We start from the raw sequence: 20,519 nt of genomic DNA, 5'->3' as shown, positions 1-20,519 counted from the left end.
ATGGCCTTTCAAATATTATTAAATCTCATGATAGCGTTCTTGTGGATGTTCCTGAATAATGACTGGACGGCCTCCGGCTTCATTGTCGGGTATGTGCTGGGTATTGCCGTTCTTATGGCTATGCGGCGTTTCTTCGACGGGCGGCTGTATCTTGGCAAGGTATGGGCTATTGTGAAGCTGGCTGGCCTGCTGCTGCGGGAACTGGTTGTATCCAGCTATATCGTGGTCAAGGCGGTGCTTCGGCCGAACCTCAACATCCGCCCGGCGATCCTAATGTACCACACGGAGCTGGAGTCGGACTGGGAGGTTGCTGTGCTGATTACATTGCTCTGCTTGACTCCGGGCTCTGTGGTGCTGGAGGTATCCAAAGATAACCGGACGTTATACATTCATGCGATGGACATACAGGATGTGGAACAGTTCGGTGCCAATATCCGCAATACGTTCGAACGAGCGATTCTGGAGGTGACCCGTTCATGATTCATTTTATACTCATGCTGTCGCTTTCGATCATGGTCATTTCGATTGCAATTTGCGCCTGGAGGCTGGTCAAAGGACCCTCGCTGCCTGACCGGGTCGCAGCACTCGATACAATCGGAATCAACCTGCTGGCGATGGTGGCGGTTCTCTCGATCCTGTTCAAGACTGAGGCCTTCATTGAATACATTCTGCTGATCGGCATTCTCTCTTTCATCGGAACTATGGCGCTGGCCAGATATATCGAAAGGGGAGTGGTGTTTGAATATGGAAATGATCAAGACGGCCGTTGAATTGCTGTTCGTATTGCTTATCCTGACAGGTGCACTCCTCAGTGCTGTCAGCTCTGTGGGGCTGATCCGTCTGCCGGATGTCTATTTAAGATCACATGCTGCTGCCAAAAGCGCTACGCTTGGTGTATTGTGTGTGCTCACCGGGGCGTTTCTCTACTTTGCTTTTTTTCTCGATTACGTCAGTGCAAAGCTGCTGCTGGGGATTGTCTTCGTATTTATGACTTCACCGTTGTCAGCCCACCTGACCGGCCGGGCGGCCTACCGCTCCGGTGTTCCGCTGTGGAACCGCCGTATCCAGGATGACCTAAAAGAGGTGCTGGAGAAGGAACGGATCAAGTCGGATTCTTCAACGTCATAGCCGTAAGGTATAAACAGGGATGTCCTCCAGGCCATAAATGGTCTGAGGGACATCCCTGCCCTGATTTATTGTGAAAGCTGCTGCGGAGAATTGTGATTCTGTGCAGTCCGTCTGCGGTACAGATGCAGCAGTGCGTATGAGAGGACGAACGCAGCTGTAACCAGCCATAGAGGGATTCGCGGATCGAGCTTGTACGCCCAGCCGCCGATGATGCCCGCAGGTGCAGTGAACAGCAGGATCAGCACGGACAGTGTGGAAAAGACTTTGGCCCGTTTATCGTCATCGATGGCGTTCTGTACGGCAGCCTCCAGATAAGGGGAACTGATCATCAGTCCCACGGCTGCCAGTATGGTGCTGAGTCCGATCCACAAGAGGCTGGACGAAGGATATAACACCAGCATAGCATTGGACAGCGCAGATAGTCCGAAGCCGGCCATCATGGAGCGGTTGGCGCTCTGGTCCGGGATTTTGGGCATAAGAAGCCATAGGGTCAGCAGCATGATTATAGAGGAGACTGCGGGAAACAGGGAGAGGATACCGCTATCCATATGCAGATAATCAGCCAGGTACAGTGACAGATAGGTGCTCTTCAGCGTGGCCTGAAAGTTGAACAGGATGTATACGCCGAAGATCAGCAGCAGATTGCGTTCCACCCACAGCTCACGGAAGGCTCCGCCATATTCGACCATAATTTCCCGCAGTCCAAGTTCACGTGTTTCCTGACGTTTCCTTATTCCGGCTTCGGTTTCGCGGGTCGTTAGCTGACGGCCGACGAACTGGAAGGTCATGAACAGAAACGCGAGCACATACATAATCCGCATTCCCTGAATCATGCCATACTGGTGTACAAGCAGACCGCCCAGCGGTGCAAACAACCCTCCGATGACACCGATAATCTGCAGCAGCGTGAAGACATACGTCCGGTCAGAGGGCCGGGTGTCTTCGACAATCAGGCAATAAAAAGCAATATGCGGAACACGCTGGAAGCCGTTAATGACCGCAGCTGCCGCAAAAAACCACAGATTCTGTGATGCGGCCCATAACAGGGTGGCCAGGCTCCAGCTAAGCAGGTCAAAATATAAAATGGCCCGCTTGCGTCCCAGACGGTCCGTTAAATATCCGCTGATTAATGAAGAGAATACCTGTACGATCAGTCCGATGGTGGTAATCCAGCCGATGTTCAGCTCCGTCAGTCCCAGCTCGTACATATAAAGCGTGGCATAGGTGGAGAACATGCTGTAGGGAATCAGGAAAAAAGGCTCAAAGGTTAAGCAGCCCCGGCTGTTTCCCTGCAGCCGCGGAAATAAAGGTTTGGCCATGATGAAATCCTCCAGGGTTGTCTGTAAAGTAAGGAAAGGTCCAAACCATTAAATGATAATTACAGGACAATGTCAACAACAAAACACAGCTTAGTTGCAGTAGTGCCTGAAGTTACTGTAGACTGGTTAGAAAAGATTTTGTGCTCGGGATGAAATTTACATAAGGTGGTTAACATGTATATCCTTATCGGAATCGTATTTATCATTGTATATGCCTTAATTGTATTCTACATCGGCTGGAGCGGCTGGGGCTGGATCAGGCCGGTAGTGTCTGGCAGGTTCCGGCTATTCTATATCCTTGCGCTTGTTTTTCTGGCCAGCTCGCTGATCCTGTCCAGAGTGGTCGCTGGATCGGCCATTTTAAGTGTTATCGGCAGCTACTGGCTGGCATTGTTCAGCTTATTGATTATGCTGCTGCCGCTTGTTCATCTATCGGTCTGGCTAACGAAGCTGAGCAGGCTGCCGCGTCATGCAGTTCAGAAGTGGTCGGGAATTCTTACTATGCTGCTGCTGGCCGGTTTGCTTGGATTCGGGAGCTTCAACGCTTACAGTCCGGTTGTCCGTTCGTATGACATACAGATCGACAAGGCAGGTCCGGCGCAAGGTGAACTTCATATTGTGATGGCATCAGATATGCATTTTGGCTATTTATCAGGAAAAGGCCATGCGGAGCGGATGGTTAAGCAAATTAACGCACTTCACCCGGATATCGTACTGCTCCCGGGCGATATTGTAGATGATGATATTGTGCCGTATAAGGACAAGGGCATCGGTGCGATTTTAGCGGAGATTGAAGCGCCGCTCGGCGTGTATGCTTCACTGGGCAATCATGACCGCTTCAAAGGCGGGACGGAGGAGATCATCAGTCTTCTGGAGGAAAGCGGGATTCAGGTTCTCTATGATGAAGCCATTGAGGTGGGAGACTGGCTGACGCTGATCGGGCGGAAGGATTACAGTGATAAGGATAGAGCGGAGCTGTCTGTTCTGCTGGAGAACATAGATGGCTCGAAGCCGGTATTTATGCTGGAGCATCAACCGGTCGGCTTCGATACAGCAGAGGAGCTGGGGATTGATCTGATGGTATCCGGTCATACCCACCGCGGACAGATTGCGCCTGCCAATATATTGACTGACAGATTGTTTGAGAATGACTGGGGATATCTGCAGAAAGGGCGGCTACATTCCATAGTATCTTCCGGATATGGATTCTGGGGTCCGCCGATCCGTATCGGATCGCGGTCGGAGGTAGTGTCCATTCGTGTGGATTTTAATAAGTCACTCTGATTCTTGTAGAAATAGACTGCCTGCGCGCAGCCGGCGGAACCCGCGTCTGCCATGGTTTCCGGCAGCTCACTCTTGAGACGCAGCTCCTTTGCTGCTCAATATTTCCTTGTAGAGTTCTATAGCCAGCGCCCGTGACTCCTTAAGATAGCATCCGGCTCCCCGTAAAGAATATGGAGAAGCTTACCTTTATGCGCATATTCCTGCTGCAGGCTGGATACATGCTGGAGGAAATTCAGGCCGCTATGCTCAAGATCACGTTCATTCCGTAACAAAAAAGGCTCCAGAATCAATACATGCAGGGAGTTTTCCTGCGCAGAGCAGGGTGGCGTCAAAATCCGGAAGATCATACGTCCGCAGATCCTTCCGGTGAATGAACAGAATCATAGCTGTAATTCCTTTGGTTCATACAACCGGGTTAAGGCCTGCATATGCTGATCGTTCATGGGAGCTACTCTCGAAAAATAAGGCAGCTGCCATTTCTGCGCAGCAGAAGCCTGCTTATTAGTCACGGTATCCCAGTCCGGATACACGCGCATTGCCATTTTTCCTGGTGTATCCTTGTCCGCCAGCACCCCGTGCATTCTCAGCACGTCTTTGGGAAAGACGAACTGTCCACACTCCCCGCTGAAGGGATGGAAGGTATGGATTACCAATATATCGGGAGCGTCCGTATAGGCAAATGCCCGGTTTTTGCGCTCCGCATCCTTTTCCCAGAAGACGACAAACTGCCCTGTCTTCGTTGGGGTGATTTTTGCAACACGAAACCGAACGGACCGGGTATTCAACTGGAACCGCCCTGCTCCGTATTCGGCATTCTGCGGTTCTTCCCGCACTGAATCAACAGTGAAGCGGGCCGGTGCATAAAATGTATCAGTTATATAAGCTAACGTATGATAAAAGTTATTCATGAGATGCCTTCTTCCTGAGTGGGTATAATGCTGTCTCCAATTAAGATAATACCAGTCCATCCCGCATAAATGTAAGCTGTTTGTAATGTTATGGAGGATGATATTTGTTAGAATGGGGGAACTGCAGGAATTTACTCGACTAAAGGAGAGGTTTAATTGTTAAGAAAAGGATTTACCGTTATGTTCTCAATACTATTGCTATTATCCGGCAGTATCACGGCATTTGCTGCCGGGAAAGGCAGCGGGGGAGCAGAGGGAGCAACCCCATCAGGGATTCCGCTGACCGGTTTGGAAGCTTTTGTCGACGATTATGTAAAAGAGTACATAGGACAACAATCCGTAGGTGCGTCTGTTGTTATGGTAAAGGATGGCCGGGTGGTACTGTCCAAGGGTTACGGATACGCTGACTTGGAGCAGCAGGTCCCTGTTTCGAAGGATACGGTAATGGAATGGGGCTCAATCAGCAAGCTTACCGTATGGACCTCTGTAATGCAGCTGGTTGAGCAAGGAAAGCTCAATCTGAATGAAGATATCCGCAAGCTTTTGCCGGACAATTTCCTGACCAGGCTGAAATATGATGATCCCATAACGATGCTTCATCTGATGAACCACAATGCCGGATTCGAGGAGTATATGTTCGACATGGCTTATCAGTCCCCTGAGGAAGTACGCTCTTTGGAAGAGGGTCTGCAGCTGGCCCAGCCGGCCCAGATTTACAGACCGGGTGAGGTTGTTGCCTACTCTAACTACGGCAACTCACTGGCTGCCTATATTGTGGAGAGAATCAGCGGCCAGCCATATCATGAATACGTTCAGCAGCATATTTTTGATCCCCTCGGGATGAAGGATTCGATTGCCTATTCTGTTGTAGAGGACCGTCCGGAGCTGCTGGAGCATAAAGCTAAAGGTTATTTCTTCGAGGGAGAAGGGACCTTTACGCAAGGATCATGGAATTATATGTCCATGTACCCTAACGGAGGCAATAACGGCACTGCAGAGGACCTGGCTAAGTTTGCGATGGCGTTCATGCCTGCAGCCGGAGAAGCATCCCCTCTGTTTGAGAAGCCGGAGACACTGGGCACGATGCTGACTCAGAGTTATACATCAGCTGAAGGGATGCCGGGTATTGCCCATGGGTTCTGGGAATATCCCGGAATGAAGCGTACGCTTGGACATGGCGGAAATACGATTGCATTTGCCACCAATCTGCAGATTGTGCCTGAAGACCGGTTCGCGATTATAATTATGACCAATCAGGCCAGCGAATCCAATATTGTACATGGTCTGACCAAAGCTATACTGGGCACGCGTGAGCAGGCAGATGCCGGTGATCTGCCGGATTCGTCAGAGGTTCAAGGTGAGTTCATGGCTGCGCGGCGCCCCGGACACGGCTTCATGAATCTATTCCCCTATCTTACGCTGATGAAGCTTGAGCCGCAGGGGGAAGATCAACTCCGGGTATCACTTGCCGGGATGACCGGAAGCTATAAGCAGGTTCAGCCCTATCTCTATGAGAAAGTAAGCGGAGACTCGGCGCTGGATGCCTGGCCAATGCTGCATGCAACAGTCAGTGAGGGGAAGGTGGAGGCCATCTCGGTATATACGACAGATTATTTGCCGCTGCCTGCTGGTAAGTCAATGCCGGTGCTGCTCATGAATGCTGTGCTTGCGGCACTGGCCATCCTCTATTTCGTTATCGCCCCGTTTGTATTACTGATACAGGCAATATTGAACAAGCGAAGAGGCGGAACACGCCCTGCATCTCGTGGCGTTAGCCGTATGCTGGCAGCTGGCCTCACCTTGACAGGCACCGGCATTGTGGTGAACAACCTGATTCTGGCCTTGAGGATGCTAAGCAACAATGAACGAGCCTATGCCGAAGTGTATCCGCAGATTTTGGTTAACTATGGTCTGACTGGACTGGCGGTGTTGTTCTTGGCCGCGCTGCTGCTATCCTGGAGGAAGAACCGCTCTGTTACAACTGCCCGTGGCAAGTGGTCTGCTATTCTTCCTATAGTCATGATGGTTGTTCTGGTGGGGTTGCTTGTATTCTGGCAGTTCTACAGTTAAGAGCACATCCAGTTTACAGACGATTGAAATACATGTTGAAATAGCCCAGCCTTAATGATGGTTTTTCTATGCCGAATTACAATAGTTGGAAAAGAGGAATACATTGCCAAGTGGCGCATGCTCACCGGCGATGTATTTTTTGCGTTCCGAAGAGAGTGCGGTGTAATGCGACTTTATGCTCAGCTTGTTGCTGTCTGTCTATTCCACCGGCAGTATAGGACAACTGCTGCAATATCCATGATCCGCTCTGAGCAGGTAGGCCAGACAGCAGGTTGCCTTAACAGATATCATGTGATGGGGAGGGCTGGGGTCCGTCCGGAATCTGGTCCGGATACGGAACGGGTTGCTGCGAAGGCCGAATACTTCCGGCTCCAGTTCCCATGTCACCGCTTGGAATTGTTCCATAGTAAAGCTGCGGCGGCTGTCATCTGCTTCCTCCTGCACATCCTCTTCTACAAAGGTATACAGCTGATTATAAACATGCTTCCAGAGCATTACAGCCCTGGTCTGCGCAGCTTCGGCAAGAGCATGAATAATCGGTCTGACATCATTCTTGTAGAACAATCCAAGCTCCTCCAATGCTTCTTGTCCACATCCAGCCCGCTCCCGGATATTGTCCAGGTTCTCATGAAGATAAAAGGCGAATTTGGGGTATCCCTCCGTGCGGATGAGCTGCACAGACAGGTTGCCAAGGCGCAAAGCATAAGCCATCGGGTGTGCCGCCGTGAGCAGTGCATATTTGGCTCCGCAAATGCCGGCGATCCAGGTGCACAAGATGGCAGCCGCCAAGCGCTTGTCCTCTGTTCCGAGCATGGCGGCATACGTGCTCAGCAGCTGCTCCGCACTGGCGGGCAGGCTTAATTCGGTAAGCGATAAAGTAACCACTGCGTTCTCTGCAGCTTCCGGATGGATGAAATAACGTTCTGCCCATGGTGTTTCGCCGGTATGGCACATCCTTATTTCCCCTTTATTTTGACTTGTCTTCAAAGGCCTCTAGAACCGCATCAATCGCATAACGGTTCGCCAGCGGCGACATTCCCAGGTTGAACCAATCCTTGCCCGCCATCATGTACACCTGATTGTTCTTAACTGCATTCATATTCTTCCACAAAGGACTATCCACCATATTCTCATAGGTCTGCTTAACCTCAGCACTGTCCTCATTGTTCAGCTGAAGAATAAGGTGGTCAGGGTTATATTCGGGCAATTTCTCCAGGGATATGGATAATGACGGGTCCTTGGCAGGGAAGTCGGGAATCATCTCCAGCCCAAGCGTGGTATGAATAAACTTTCCGCGGTCGATCTGATCCCCGTAGAGTATAAGACTGTTAGGCATAACCATCATGTACATTACGGTTTCGTTGCCAACCAGGTCATCAAGCTTCTGCTTGGCTTCAGCTTCCTGATCCGCAAGCTCTTGTATGACCTTCTCGGCAATATCCTTCTTGCCCAGGACCTCGGCGATATCCTTCAATTCATCACGCCAGTCATCGCGCTCAGGCAGCAGCACCGTTGGCGCGATTTCGGATAACTGGTCATAGTCCTTGCCTGACCACCATACCGGAGCCAGGATCAGATCAGGATCGGAGGCCAGTATCATTTCAAAATTCGGGGTTTCGGCAATGCCCATTTTAAGAGTATCCTTGAACGGCTCTTGCAGATAGGTAGGGAAATCCTCCTGATAGTTCTGCACAGCTGCGGGGGTAACGCCTAAGGCCTGCAGGAACTCGGGATAGACTACGGAGAGGCCAATGACTCTGGCCGGATGGGCAGGGATCTTAATCTCACCTTGTTCACTGTTCACTACACGAAAGTCCGCTTCCGCTGTAGCGTCAGCCTTGGCCTGTCCATCCTTATTTGAGCAGGCCGCCATGATCAATATCAGTACAATAGCCATACTGAACGCCATAGTTTGTCTCATTTGTCTCATATATTTTGTAACCTCCTGAGTATCGATACCTTCATCCTCACCTGAGAGTGAGAATCAATATCACTGTTAGGAGTATAAAACAATCTTGAAGATTCGACTATTGATGATCACGCCAATATTTTATGTCCGATTACGCCAAAGAGACGGAGCCAGTTCAAGAATCAACTCCTGTGTGAATGAGGTATACTCCGACCAAGGGAAGGGAGGGAGGTGTTCAACACGCGGATATCCGGCAAGGTCAGGAGACTTCCACCGCTCCTTATTCCGGAGCTTGGACCAGACAGCCTGCGAGTTCGCATCCTCATCGACGATGAGCAGGAGCTTGTCCGTATCCGCAGACTCCAGCTCTTCCAGTGTCAAGGTCTGCCCTTCAAGCCTGCGGTTCACAACGTTCGCTGGAATAAACTTCAGATCATCGTAGAGTACTTCACCGAGGCTCCGGTTAGACAACACGGTGATTGTCTGTGCAGATATTCTCGCAATCAGTAGTCTGGTCCCGGCGGGTTCAAGAGCGAAGTCTGCGCGTACAGATTCGGCTTTGCGCTCATACCGGTTTAGCCATGCCGCCGCTTCCTTTGACTTGCCCAGACATTCTCCAATGAAGCTTAATTGTGTCCGCCAGTCCATCGGAAGACGGGGCACAAGATAAGTGGAGGCAATCTTTCCAAGCTGCTGCTGTATAGCCGGACTTAACGACTGCTCATGCCCCAGAATGTAATCAGGACGGAGGGAGGCGAGCTGCTGTATTCTACTACCATCATCCTGGGCAAGAGGAAGCACTGCACCGGGCTCATATTTACGGCGGTAATATTCAGTCCATGGATGCTCAGCCGGAGCTGCGCAGGCAATAATATTCAGCGTTAGCAGTGTCCCTATCAGGCTGCCGTGGTAAGCAACGATCTTCAGCTTGGCATTTCGCATGAAGGTTGCCGGAGCTACACCGGTAATGTGCTTGAATTTGCGCCGGAAATAAGGGACGTCCTTGTAACCGACGTAGGCGGCGATATCCTTCAATTCATAATTCATGTGCGGCAGCATGAGGCTTCTTGCTTGTCTGATACGGTATTCGGTCAAGTATTCAATCGCGCTGAGACCGTATCTCTGCTTGAACAGCCGGATGAAATGTCTTGTGCTGGTGCCTGCCTCGCCAGCCAGCTGGCGGATGGACAGCTCCTCGCGGTAATGCTGCTCAATATAAGTCTTGACCCGCTCCATAACAGCATCGGTATCGCCCGGCTGCAACTGGTCTGCATCGTTGAGTAATTTGTAGAGCAATTCATAGAATCTGCTCTGGGCCCGCAGCCGCTCCAGGCCGTTATCACTCTGCATGCAAGCGGTGATGGCTTCACAGTGTTTGCTGCAAGTAATCGTTGATGCAATCACTGCTTCGCCTTCTAATGGGAAGAGGAAATGAGGCACCGGAGAGCCTGCCGGTTCATGAGGTTCATGGGGTCCATGAGGTCCAGGCAGATCGCGCTGCCCAAATATATCAAAGCGCAGAATGTATACTCCCTGCTCACCTGAGCTGTCCAGCTGTGCTTCGATTAGCTGCCCCGGCAGGCAGACGAACACATATCCGGCTCTAAGTTCATTATATTTGCCATCTACCGTTATCCATCCCCGTGAAGATATTGGAATCAGGAGCATATGCGATTCAAGGAATTGCAGCCGGAGTGCCCCTTTTTCATTACCTCCGCTGTGCTGAACGATGCTCCGAAGCCTGAACCACATCTGATCAAACTGTCCGAAGCTTCCCGCAGGAGGCATTCTGTCCTTGTCATTCATTCTTCGTACCACCTTCCGCTATGTGTTACCGTGCAGATCATTATCCCTCAGCATCCTTGTGAGCACATGCCCCAGATGGATTAATGCCAGCCTGGAGTGACGGTAGAATGTAGTGCGGCTCATATGAAAAGCTTCGGCAAGCTGTGATTTGCGGTAGTTCTTTTGCAGATAACTCTCTCTCAATATGCTTTGCTCCAGCTCTGTGAGCGGATAAGGCGGCTGCGTATCCGTCAAGATATGCTGCACATTAAGACGTACAGACCCACCGGCAAGCCCAAGCCGCTGCACAAAGGGTATTTCCTCGAGCAGTGTATCAATATACAAATGTTGAACGATTTGCTTAACATCCTTCCAGTCCAGGATCTGCGGTTCTAGCGGAAGGTCTGCTTCCGGGACTTGCACAGCCAGCTGAAACACCCGCTGTACCCACACCTCAAATGTTACCTTGCGGAAATCCAGATCCCACACGGTCAGCATCGCGGGAACATCCGGTTCAAGTCTTGACTGTATCCGTTCCTGAAAGCCCAGAAGCGGCAATAGCAGGTTCAGCTGGTTATCGGCTGTTGCTACAATGGTGCGCAAGCCGCCGGAGGTATACACGAGCCATGACTGGAGCAGCATTGCACCCAGCTCTTCCGGCCGGTAATAGGGCTGCTCTGTATCTACCGCTGCCAGCAGAATGAACAATGTATCAGCAGCTTCCGCTGGCAGGGTGTGCAGAGGCCCGGCCAATTCTCCCAGCAGGTCCCTGTGGGATGGCGCGTAACGGTCGAGTAAGGACAGTGTAAGTGCATGCAGCCGCAAGCCGGCTGAGAATCCCAGCGGAATCCCGCTGCTGTCACAAAGGACAACAATGCTGTCCGGATCATGCGCTGCAATATCATCCAGCAACGGCTGATGTTCCCCGGCTGCAATCAGCTCCGACTGCCAATCCGATTGTGCCAGCGATGCCTCAAGAAAACGGTGCAGATAAGGAAGATCCCCCGGCTCATAACCCCGCTGACGTTCCAGGCTCCTTACTGCTGTGAAATCAGTATATGTGCCGGCAACAGGCAGCTGTTCGCGGTATAACTCCAGCATATGGGCGGCAATCTGCATTTGCTGCAGTGTATTGGACGCAGGGAACTTCTCAGTGAGCAGCTCAAGCATTCTGGACCGCATCCGGTGATATTGTCCCGGGTCCCGCCGTTGGAAGTCTTCACGTAACATCCGCGATACGAGCTGATGCAGGCATAATCCGTTCAAGCCGGTACGCACACAAGACAATCTGCTCAGCTCCGCATAGTCAGAGGCGGACAGAGGGCTGGCCAGCAATTGGTTCAGGATCGTCTGATCTGCCGCAGGAAGGAGAGATAAAAGCTGCAGAGCCTCGTACATAAAGGGGGAAGCGGCTTCCTTAAGCATTTCGGCGCTAAGTATCCCAGGAAGCTGGTATTCGCGTTCCTGTCTCTCCGGTTCCTGACGGAGCAGCATATCAAGCGTCAGCGCGAGCAGCAGGGGGTGGCCTTCTGTCTTATGTACGATATCAAGCTGAAGGGCCGGGGAGAATCCGCTGTCCTGGAGATATTCATAAATCTCTTCACGGGAGAACAGCTCCAGAGGGTAGGAATGAATTCTCCTGGACCAGAAGGGATGACAATGCCATTTAGTCGGCAGACCGCGCCGGGAGGCCAGAATGAGCAGACATTCAGCTTCGGCAAGCCTGGGTAACAGACTGGCCAGCAGCCAACTTTCAAGATAATCTATATGCTCACAGTTATCTATAATCAGTACGGTCCGCTGGCGGGTTAATTCCCTTACTGCATAAGTCAGCATTGTCTCGTCTGCTGCCCGAGTCAGGCCGTACTCCATCTCCAGACTCATCTCCAGATAGGACAGAAAAGCACCTGGAGTCTGCAGACAGATCTGTCCGTCCATCCATATTGTAAGTGTGGAGGAACGGCAGGCTTCGGCGTTCATTTCTGTGAGCAGGGTGGTCTTTCCGATACCGCCAATACCGGTTACCGAGAAGATCTGCGAACCGGCATCGGGGGCAGCAAGCCAATGAGAAAAGGCGTTCCTTTCCCGGCCGAAGCCGACGATTCGCTGGGCTGAGGTTTTGCTGTTAGCCGATGAGAGGTTCATGCTGCACACTACTTTCTATTCAAATTTGAAACAAAAACGGGACCCTTCGATTCATTTCATATATTATACTATTTTTTAATCCGCAGCTTCGGCAGATTTCGCAGAGGAATGAACCATTATTTTTGTAACCAAAGGGGAGACTGTAATGAAAAAACGCCTGACTATACCGGCAGCCTTGCTGGTTATTGTGATGCTCGTGGGACAACTTGGACTGTATACCTTAACGGTCTATGCAGCTCCGGATTCCAATGAAGCCAATGTCATCCCGCCTGTTGCAGACGGGTGGGTTGAGGTGTCCACCAGAGAGCAGCTTGTGTACCTTAATCAGAATCAGGAGGATTATTTGAGCGCGCATATTCGCCTGATGAAGAATATTGACTTATTAGGGGTGAATTGGATGCCGTTTGGCGGGAATGCTTATTCTGCCTTCAGCGGGATTTTTGATGGGCAGGGTCATACAATTACAGGTGTGGAAGTAACCGGCACCAGCTGGACTAATGTCGGCTTCTTTGGCCAATCTATCGGTGTGATCCGAAATATCAGTCTGAATGTCAATATAAACGGCGGCTCCATAGCAGGTGGTCTGGTGGGGCTTCAAAGCGGGGGGAGCATAGAGCGGGTCTATACGCAAGGGAACGTTCGAAGCGGAATCCATGGTGAAGTAACCTCAACCGGAGGAATAGCAGGCTCTCTGGTTAATTCCAGCCTAATCCGTTCTTCCTCCAGTGCCTCTGTCACAGTCTCGTATTCCCCTAACATGTATGCCGGCGGTCTTGTGGGTGCTCAGGGTTACGGATCTGTAGAAGATTCTTATTCGACTGGCGAGATAAGCAATGAGTCTCCCGATTTCTTTGTTTTCACGAGCGGGATTACAAGCTATCAGCATCATAATACAATAAAAAACACCTATGCTGCAGGACGGATCTCCACTTCAAATGCTGCAATCTATACCTGGAGAGGCGGCATTGGAGCTTACGGTTATGAGACTACTATTGAGCATTCCGTTTTTGACACGACAACAACAGGAATTCCTGCCAGTGGAATCATTACTAGTGGAACGGATTTATTCACAAACAGCACAACAGATATAAAGGCACTAACAACCAGTGAGATGAAGAAGCAGAGTAGCTATATAGGATGGGATTTCAATAATACCTGGAACATTCATGCCAATGTAAACAACGGTTATCCCTACCTGCGACCTGCCGTATTGACGGAGAAGCTTCCCGGAGTACCCAAGGGTCAGTCTTATTCCGTAGACCTGTCAGGCTTCGATGGCGCCTATGCCGGACTGAATTGGACTGCATCAGGACTTCCGCAAGGGCTCAGTGTCAGCACCAGCGGGGAGCTGCGGGGCACTCCGGAAGAGGCCGGCACCTTCAATATTCGTCTGCAAGTAACGGATGCGGGATTCGCCACCGCTTCACGTGATCTTCAGCTTGTTGTCAGCCAGTATGCTCCTGAAATCGGCAGGCTTGCGATTCACCCGGGCCAGACGGTAGACTCCACAGCAATAACGGCTGAACCGACCCACTCCGGCGGCAGCTTTGCTTATGTTCTGGGGAGTACCGGGATGTTACCCCCGCTGCTTGACAGTGCGCTGCCGGGGGACGCGGCCGATTATAAACCGGATACGGATATACCGGCTGTACATGCCGGACAATATCTGGATCTGTACGAGGTGAATGAGCATCGGCTGATTCAGGCATGGCACCAGTTCAAGCTTGAAGACGGTCATATCCGTAAGTTCATTCCGGTCAGCGGCGTTAACCTGAGTGCCTCCCGGTTAACTCTGAGCGTCGGCGGGCCCTCTGTCAAGCTGCAGGCAACCGTTATGCCAGAAGACGCAACGAATCCGGCTATCATCTGGAGCTCCAGCAACACAGAGGTTGTCACCGTTGACCAGAACGGACAGGTGGAGCCTGTTGCTGCTGGCGAAGCCACGATTAGCATTACTTCTGTACAAGGCGCCTTGACAGCACAGACAGACATCACAGTGCTTCCCGCCCTTGTCGAGACAGGGACGGTTACCGGTTCAGTCTATGGCGCGGGGAATTTACCATTGGCGGGAGCTACTGCATCTATAAACAGCTTCAGTGCCGTCACCGACAGCGAGGGTATTTACAGGCTGGAAGAGATTCCTGCAGGTTTATATACGCTCTACTTGTCAGCACAGGGTTATGCTTCCATGGAACTGCCCGTGAATGTGTATGCCGGGCAAACGGGAGATGCAGGCCGCACTCATCTAACCTTGCTGGCGACGCCGACACCGGTGCCAACGGCAACGCCGATAGCGACGCCTATGGCAATGTCGACAGCGACGCCTACGGCAATGCCGACAGCAACCCCAGCACCAACGGCAACTCCGGGGTCCTCGTTTGTGCAGGAAGCAAATGTCGTTCAGAGTACGCCTAATCCTGGCATTGTCCTGATCCGGCTTACTGCCAATGATCAGGAGCTTCTGGCGCAAGCAACGCTTGAAACCTTGGATGATGGCCGGTCGGCGATCCGGGTCAAGCCTGATGATGCTTTTATAGTCCAGGCGTTTGCTTCTAACAAGGAAGCCGTAATCAAGCTCGAGAACAGCAGGGATATCGCATTTGTTGATTTATCCCTTTCAGTTCTGAGGGAGATGTCCCAACAACGGCCGGGTGCTTCGTTAACCATTGAAGTGAATGGAACCGGCTTCGAACTGCTTCTTGACCCGTTACTTGAACGGCCTGACAGCAGGATCATTACAGTCGGAATGGGCACAGTCTCACCAGCAACCAGCTACAGCTTCAATGCAGCTTCTATGAAGAAGTGTTATAAGCTGCTCGGTAGCCCCGCAGACTTCTCGCTTGATATAGATGGTGTCCAGGCAGAGAGCTATAGCCCTCTGTACACCAGGCATATACTTCCTCTTGCCTCGCCAGCCGATCCGGGGACAACAACTGTGGTATGGGTGGATAACGACCAGGAGCTTCATTTTGTACCAGCAGTGTTTGCCGCTGACGGCCGATCGGGCCGGGCTATAGTCTACACGCCGCTTAACCGTGCATATGCGGTCGTTACGTCCGGACATTTCTTTGCGGATTTGGCTGGACATTGGGCGCAGGCTGACATTGAGCTGCTTGCCAATAAGCTGATTGTTAATGGGGCAAGCGGCGCATCCTTTGCACCTGAGCAGCAAGTTACCCGCGGTGAGGCTGCAGCATTGCTTGTGCGCTCGCTTGGACTTCATGACAATACATCGGCAAGCCCGTTTGCGGATATCCCGGCAGAAGCCTGGTATGCTGAATCTATCGGCATGATCCAGGCCGCAGGAATTATGGACGGCTTCGGGAAGAATGTATTCAGACCGGAAGATTTCATTACCCGGGAGCAACTGGCTGTAGTTATGGCCCGGGCTCTGAACTTCTCAGGGAAGCTTCCGCAGTTATCCGGAATAGAAGTGTTCACCGACCGGAACAGCATTTCAGCATGGGCATCTGAGTCTGTGGCTATACTGTCGCAAGCCGGGATTATCCAGGGAATTCCCTCAGGAGACTTCAAGCCCAAGGAGCCGGCAACCCGTGCAGAGAGCGCAGTAATGATTAGTAGGCTGCTGCAATATCTGCAATGGATTAATAGCTGAGCTTGTTGCATTGAAACATATAAACAACCTGTAACTAGCTTGCTCCTACCTTCATTCCGTAGGAGCAGGCTAGTTTTGTGATACTGTCTACAGACGCGGACAGAGTCTGCTATATAACCTTACCGGTGTATAATCTGGTTGCTGGCTAGCCGTTCGGCAATAGCCTCTGCTGTGTACAGACAACATGAGCAAACGCAAGAGCTCTAATATTATATCTTTAGTTCGTTAGTAGTTGTTCAGGATTGGGCGGATGTTCTAACATATAGGTGATATTCGCCAGGGTAATGGATCGATTTCCATGACCTTTCTGGGGGATATCGGAATCGTATTCCTGTTGTCCAGTGCAGTCGTGTTAGCGCTGCAGCAACTGGTCGAAGCGAATGAAAGCGTAGAAGAGATATCGCGTGCTGAAGAAGATCGGTGCTTCCGGACGTATGATCAACCAAACGATTCTGAGGCAGCCCCTTATCTACTTCTTCCTGCCGTTTGTAATGGCTGTCATACATGGTGTGGTTGGGGTGAAGGTTATGAATAGTCTGGGCTTAGTGTGAAGCTGTATGGCAGGCTTGTTCAGGCAGTAAGCTGATTGAGCAGTAAAAAGCCGTCCGGATTTCGCAAGTAGCGAAGCCCGGACGGCCCATCGTATTCTTATTCGCTTACGCGCACGTTATCTGAAATCACAACGTTTGAGCCGCATGTTCGGAAGCAGCAATGTCGTCTTTCTTTTCTGTAGACTCGGAGTCCTGGCGCTTGACGGCTTCTTCGTCCCGCACACCATTTAATTCATATTCGTTCTGGTGAAGCTCCTTGAGCATATTCCGGTAAATATGGGTCTCCTGACGGTCCAGTCCGTCGCGATTTTCTTTCATAACCCAGTTCTCGACTGTTTTCTTCAGGATTTCGCTTTTCCGTTCCAGTAATTCCGTATAACTCAATTGACTTCATCCTTTCCGGTTTGCGGTTTCAGACGCCGGATGGACGTTGTATACTTGCGGTTAGTAAGATTAGTATCACATCCGGCGTAACGTTTACAATTATACAGGAAATACGGAACGCACCCAATTCGGGCCAGCCGTCTTCAGAGAGGGTGAGTACTGCCAAGGCCGGAACGGAGGACCTTAGCGGACCACTTCGCAGAAGTGCGGGCAGATGCTCCCGGATGCTGACAGATGCTGCTCGGAGGCGAAGGAAGCGTTTTGAACAAGCCGACTGATTGCTTTTGTATACAAATGATGTATGAAGAGCTGGGTATAACATGATGGAGCTGTTCAAGGAGCCTGTCTATGAGAGCATTCCTGCGGTGAAGAATAACAGAATTATTAATGTATCCCGTATGCACTGGAACCTTCGAGTATCGGAACCAGATCGCCGCTGCTGCTATTTCAAAGGGTACAATCTGTCCATTTCCAGTAGGGTATGTTGTGGACTCGTATAAATCGTGATATGTAGACGTGGATCTATTAGGGGGCTGGGGAGAGCAGGCGAATCTAACAGGGCGCCGTAGAAGCTGAATCAATGGTAATGGAGCTGCTGTAGTTTGATGACTGCCGCTTTCAGCAACTCCCTCGTGGTATTAAAGAATAACAAATAAGTTTCTAATAAAAGGGGGTCTGTGCTAACCGGAGTTCATGGGCTGTTGTCAAATTATACGAAAGCGCATTGTGGCGCAACTCCAGGTACAGCTCGGCCTTCGTGGCGTTGATATAGGGCTGGACAAATAAGACACCGATTCCGAGTGCCAGCAGGCCCAGTAGAATCCAGCCTATGAAGCTCAAATCAAGCACAAACATGCTGAATTTATGACCGCGTGTCATTTGCTTGCTTAATTCTACTGCGCGGTTATACCCGATGTGCGGATTGTCCGCAAGGATGTAAGGCACCTGGCTGTATGCATAGGATTTTACAATGCCAGGAATGATCAGCAGCAGGAACCATAAGAAATTCAAAAAACCTCTCCAGAGCATAGTTAGAACTATAGCCCAATACCGGTCCCTGTTAAACGCATACCCGACATTGCCCATCCGGACTTCTCCCTCGGCAGATCGTTTGAAGTAACGCAGTGAACCTACAGTAAGGGGGGAGGCGATCAGAATATAAAACGCTATTCCAATTACTGCGAAGATGCCAATTAGTAAAAATGCGAATGCAAGAAAAGATCCTAACACGCTCCAATCTAATTCCACACCGGAGCTGGAAATTTTAGAACGTGCCGATGATCCCCAGTTCCGATCAAAGCTTGGAATACCTGAGCCTTCTCCGAGCAAAACCAGCAGTAAACTTACTACAAAAGCCTTCCAATACGAGGTGCGGAGGACATTCTTAGCCCTTCCCTTTATTTCTTTACGATCCCACATCAAAAAACCTCTTTCCTTTTGCATTTTGTTCTTCGTCTTACAATTGATACCATAGATTATGTCATTAGACAAACAATTAATTACTGTGACTTTTGGCTGGAGAGTGAAGATTGCAGAGTGAGGGAAGGACAATGGGCTTTAGGGAAGAACATGAGCATTGGCTGGGCGAACATGTTAAACGAAGAAAGGGAGAACGCCTGGATGCACTAAAACGCGGTCATGGCTATGGTAACCGCTTGTTTATCGAAGAGGTATGGTGGCCGCTGGCGGGACATTTTCAGGGACTACACCCGGAATATGAAGTTAAGGATGGGCGTGGCAGATCCTATTTTGTCGATGTACTACTATGGGAGGTCGGAGCCTCGCGTATTGCATTTGAGATTATGGATTTTGGCTCACATGGCACGGACCGGAGCAAATACCGGATGGACCTGAACCGCGGGCTTTTCCTACAGTCACAGGAATGCATGCTGCTCTTTATATTGCTGGATGAGCTGAAAGAAAATCCGTCTTTCATCCTCTCCGCGCTGCGGAGCATTCTGTATCCATATTTGTCGGCGGGATTGTCTGCACATAGAAGTGCTGAGAGAACCTATTCTAAAATCGAATGTGATTTGATGCGGTCAGCCATCCGTCACCATCGTGTCCTTCGCCCGGCTGATGCCGCGAGAGAGCTGGAGCTGCACACGATGACGGTCATTAAATACTGCCGCAAGCTGATGGATAAAGGAAAATTTCGCCCCGTGGCAAGAGGAGTATCTCAGCGAGTGATTTATTATGAGTATATGGGTACGCTCCAAAGTCTTGATTTGGTCTGATGAATAATGTAACCGGCGAATGGTTATGGAAAACCAGCCATTTAGAGAGGCGGAATGGTGAATTCGTGTAATTGTATGCGAAAAACCGAATACAATGTGCGGCTGCGAGGGTAAATAGCTTCTCTAATTGGCTGGAAAATAACAAGAGCCCGTGCCAGGCAGGCACGGGCTCTTCATGGTAACTATTCGCCAGTGGCGACAGCGTTCTCTTCGTACGAAATCCAGTCACTCCAGCTCCCCGCATACAGCCGCACGTTCTTGTACCCGGCCTTCTCCAAGGCCAGCACATTCGGGCAGGCAGTTACGCCGGAGCCGCAATAGACAATAATCTCAGCGTTCTTGTCCAGTCCGGCAAAGTGCTCCTCCAGCTGCTCTGCGCTCTTGAAGCTGCCGTCTGCATTCTGCGTGTCTTTCCAGAAGTAGTTGACCGCACCAGGGATATGCCCCCCGACCGGGTCCAGGGTCTCATTCCGGCCGTGATAGCGGTCATTGGCCCTGGAATCGATCAGAATAGGGAGAGCCGAGGGCGAAGCGGTAACGCCAGCAGTATTCCCTGTATCCATACCAGTATCGGCTCCAACTTCAGTCCCGGTATCCACCCCAGCAACGGCTCCAACTTGACTCCCGGAACCAGTCCCGTCACCAGCCGTCTTCACCGACACGCGGCGAACCTCTTCAACATCCACCAGCATATGAGGCTGCAGATTTGCCGTAAAAGTACTCGGCACCCGCACCGGCTGATGAGCCGTCACCGGGTATTTCCCGGCTTTCCACTGGCTGAAGCCGCCTTCCAGGATGAATACCTGCTCGTGTCCGAGGTAGCGCAGTAGCCACCACAGCCGGGCAGCGTTCATGCCGCTCTCATCGTCATAGGCAACGATACGGGAATCGTTCCCGATTCCGAGCTTCGCGAGCCGTGCCGCCAGCACCTCAGGATCAGGCAGGGGGTGACGGCCGCCATGCATCCCTACCGGACTGGACAGATCCAGCTCCAGATCGAGATAGACAGCGCCTGGAATATGCTCTTGTTCATAGCTTTCCCGGCCTGCTTCGGGTTTGCCCAGGGTGAAGCGGCAGTCGATGATAGCCTGCTCCGGCTCATAGAGCCTTGCCAGCAGCCAGCGTTTGGTAACAGTAGCGTCCATAAGTATCCCATCCTTTGCATATTTCATATGAAATACAT

17 protein-coding genes are annotated in these 20,519 nt (G+C 51.1%); 8 read left to right on the top strand and 9 right to left on the bottom strand.

Features of this window, described 5'->3' with window-relative positions; translation table 11 throughout:
* The 3 genes from NSQ73_RS17180 to mnhG are packed head-to-tail and all read left to right on the top strand — an operon-like array spanning position 1 to position 1,128.
* Entirely contained in the window at positions 1-480 is a 480-nt protein-coding gene (locus NSQ73_RS17180) for a Na+/H+ antiporter subunit E (RefSeq protein WP_042136855.1), read from the top strand.
* Positions 477-770, top strand: coding sequence for a Na(+)/H(+) antiporter subunit F1 (locus NSQ73_RS17175; RefSeq protein ID WP_039306104.1), 294 nt, complete (start codon positions 477-479; stop codon positions 768-770). Before NSQ73_RS17180 ends, NSQ73_RS17175 begins: the two co-directional genes overlap by 4 nt.
* Positions 745-1,128: a monovalent cation/H(+) antiporter subunit G gene (gene mnhG / locus NSQ73_RS17170; RefSeq protein WP_340989305.1), complete on the top strand. Its 384-nt coding sequence runs from the start codon at positions 745-747 to the stop codon at positions 1,126-1,128. The genes NSQ73_RS17175 and mnhG overlap by 26 nt, the downstream gene beginning before the upstream one ends.
* 65 nt (positions 1,129-1,193) lie before the next feature.
* Here mnhG and NSQ73_RS17165 read toward each other — a convergent pair whose 3' ends face one another.
* Positions 1,194-2,447, bottom strand: a complete 1,254-nt coding sequence (locus tag NSQ73_RS17165; protein ID WP_340987410.1) for an MFS transporter — start codon at positions 2,445-2,447, stop codon at positions 1,194-1,196.
* Between the two features lie 174 nt (positions 2,448-2,621).
* Between NSQ73_RS17165 and NSQ73_RS17160 the strand changes: the two genes are divergently transcribed.
* Complete coding sequence (locus tag NSQ73_RS17160; protein ID WP_340987409.1) at positions 2,622-3,731, top strand: metallophosphoesterase; 1,110 nt, start codon at positions 2,622-2,624, stop codon at positions 3,729-3,731.
* Between the two features lie 380 nt (positions 3,732-4,111).
* On the opposite strand, the gene NSQ73_RS17155 is transcribed toward NSQ73_RS17160, so the two are convergent.
* Entirely contained in the window at positions 4,112-4,639 is a 528-nt protein-coding gene (locus NSQ73_RS17155) for a MepB family protein (protein WP_340987408.1), read from the bottom strand.
* 156 nt (positions 4,640-4,795) lie between these two features.
* Here NSQ73_RS17155 and NSQ73_RS17150 point away from each other — a divergent pair, with 156 nt between their 5' ends.
* Positions 4,796-6,709: a serine hydrolase domain-containing protein gene (locus NSQ73_RS17150; protein WP_340987407.1), complete on the top strand. Its 1,914-nt coding sequence runs from the start codon at positions 4,796-4,798 to the stop codon at positions 6,707-6,709.
* A 198-nt stretch (positions 6,710-6,907) separates the two neighbouring features.
* On the opposite strand, the gene NSQ73_RS17145 is transcribed toward NSQ73_RS17150, so the two are convergent.
* From NSQ73_RS17145 to NSQ73_RS17130, 4 genes are all read right to left on the bottom strand, one after another.
* Positions 6,908-7,663 carry a (2Fe-2S)-binding protein gene (locus NSQ73_RS17145; RefSeq protein WP_340987406.1) on the bottom strand — a complete coding sequence of 252 codons (756 nt, stop codon included), beginning with the start codon at positions 7,661-7,663 and terminating at the stop codon, positions 6,908-6,910.
* A 13-nt stretch (positions 7,664-7,676) separates the two neighbouring features.
* Positions 7,677-8,639 carry an ABC transporter substrate-binding protein gene (locus tag NSQ73_RS17140; RefSeq protein ID WP_340987405.1) on the bottom strand — a complete coding sequence of 321 codons (963 nt, stop codon included), beginning with the start codon at positions 8,637-8,639 and terminating at the stop codon, positions 7,677-7,679.
* A 120-nt stretch (positions 8,640-8,759) separates the two neighbouring features.
* On the bottom strand, positions 8,760-10,424 hold the full coding sequence (locus tag NSQ73_RS17135) for a helix-turn-helix domain-containing protein (RefSeq protein ID WP_340987404.1): 1,665 nt from the start codon (positions 10,422-10,424) through the stop codon (positions 8,760-8,762).
* Positions 10,425-10,442: 18 nt separating this feature from the next.
* Positions 10,443-12,548: a bacterio-opsin activator gene (locus NSQ73_RS17130; protein WP_340987403.1), complete on the bottom strand. Its 2,106-nt coding sequence runs from the start codon at positions 12,546-12,548 to the stop codon at positions 10,443-10,445.
* Between the two features lie 145 nt (positions 12,549-12,693).
* Between NSQ73_RS17130 and NSQ73_RS17125 the strand changes: the two genes are divergently transcribed.
* Entirely contained in the window at positions 12,694-16,164 is a 3,471-nt protein-coding gene (locus NSQ73_RS17125) for an S-layer homology domain-containing protein (protein WP_340987402.1), read from the top strand.
* Between the two features lie 404 nt (positions 16,165-16,568).
* On the top strand, positions 16,569-16,715 hold the full coding sequence (locus NSQ73_RS17120; protein WP_340987401.1) for a hypothetical protein: 147 nt from the start codon (positions 16,569-16,571) through the stop codon (positions 16,713-16,715).
* Between the two features lie 126 nt (positions 16,716-16,841).
* On the opposite strand, the gene NSQ73_RS17115 is transcribed toward NSQ73_RS17120, so the two are convergent.
* Together NSQ73_RS17115 and NSQ73_RS17110 are read right to left on the bottom strand one after the other, a co-directional pair.
* The gene (locus tag NSQ73_RS17115; protein ID WP_340987400.1) at positions 16,842-17,099 is read right to left on the bottom strand and encodes a hypothetical protein; all 258 of its coding nucleotides are present in this window, start codon (positions 17,097-17,099) and stop codon (positions 16,842-16,844) included.
* A gap of 660 nt (positions 17,100-17,759) precedes the next feature.
* A complete protein-coding gene (locus NSQ73_RS17110) occupies positions 17,760-18,518 on the bottom strand; it encodes a DUF975 family protein (RefSeq protein WP_042136868.1) in 759 nt (252 codons plus the stop codon).
* Between the two features lie 131 nt (positions 18,519-18,649).
* Here NSQ73_RS17110 and NSQ73_RS17105 point away from each other — a divergent pair, with 131 nt between their 5' ends.
* Entirely contained in the window at positions 18,650-19,336 is a 687-nt protein-coding gene (locus NSQ73_RS17105; protein ID WP_340987399.1) for a hypothetical protein, read from the top strand.
* Between the two features lie 182 nt (positions 19,337-19,518).
* On the opposite strand, the gene NSQ73_RS17100 is transcribed toward NSQ73_RS17105, so the two are convergent.
* Entirely contained in the window at positions 19,519-20,481 is a 963-nt protein-coding gene (locus tag NSQ73_RS17100; protein ID WP_340987398.1) for a sulfurtransferase, read from the bottom strand.
* Positions 20,482-20,519: the final 38 nt, after the last annotated feature.

Source organism: Paenibacillus sp. FSL R10-2736 (assembly GCF_038000245.1).
Classification (GTDB): Bacteria; Bacillota; Bacilli; order Paenibacillales; family Paenibacillaceae; genus Paenibacillus_AQ; species Paenibacillus_AQ phytohabitans.
Note: the sequence above shows the minus strand (reverse complement) of the source record. Positions and strands in the feature narration are given on the sequence as shown.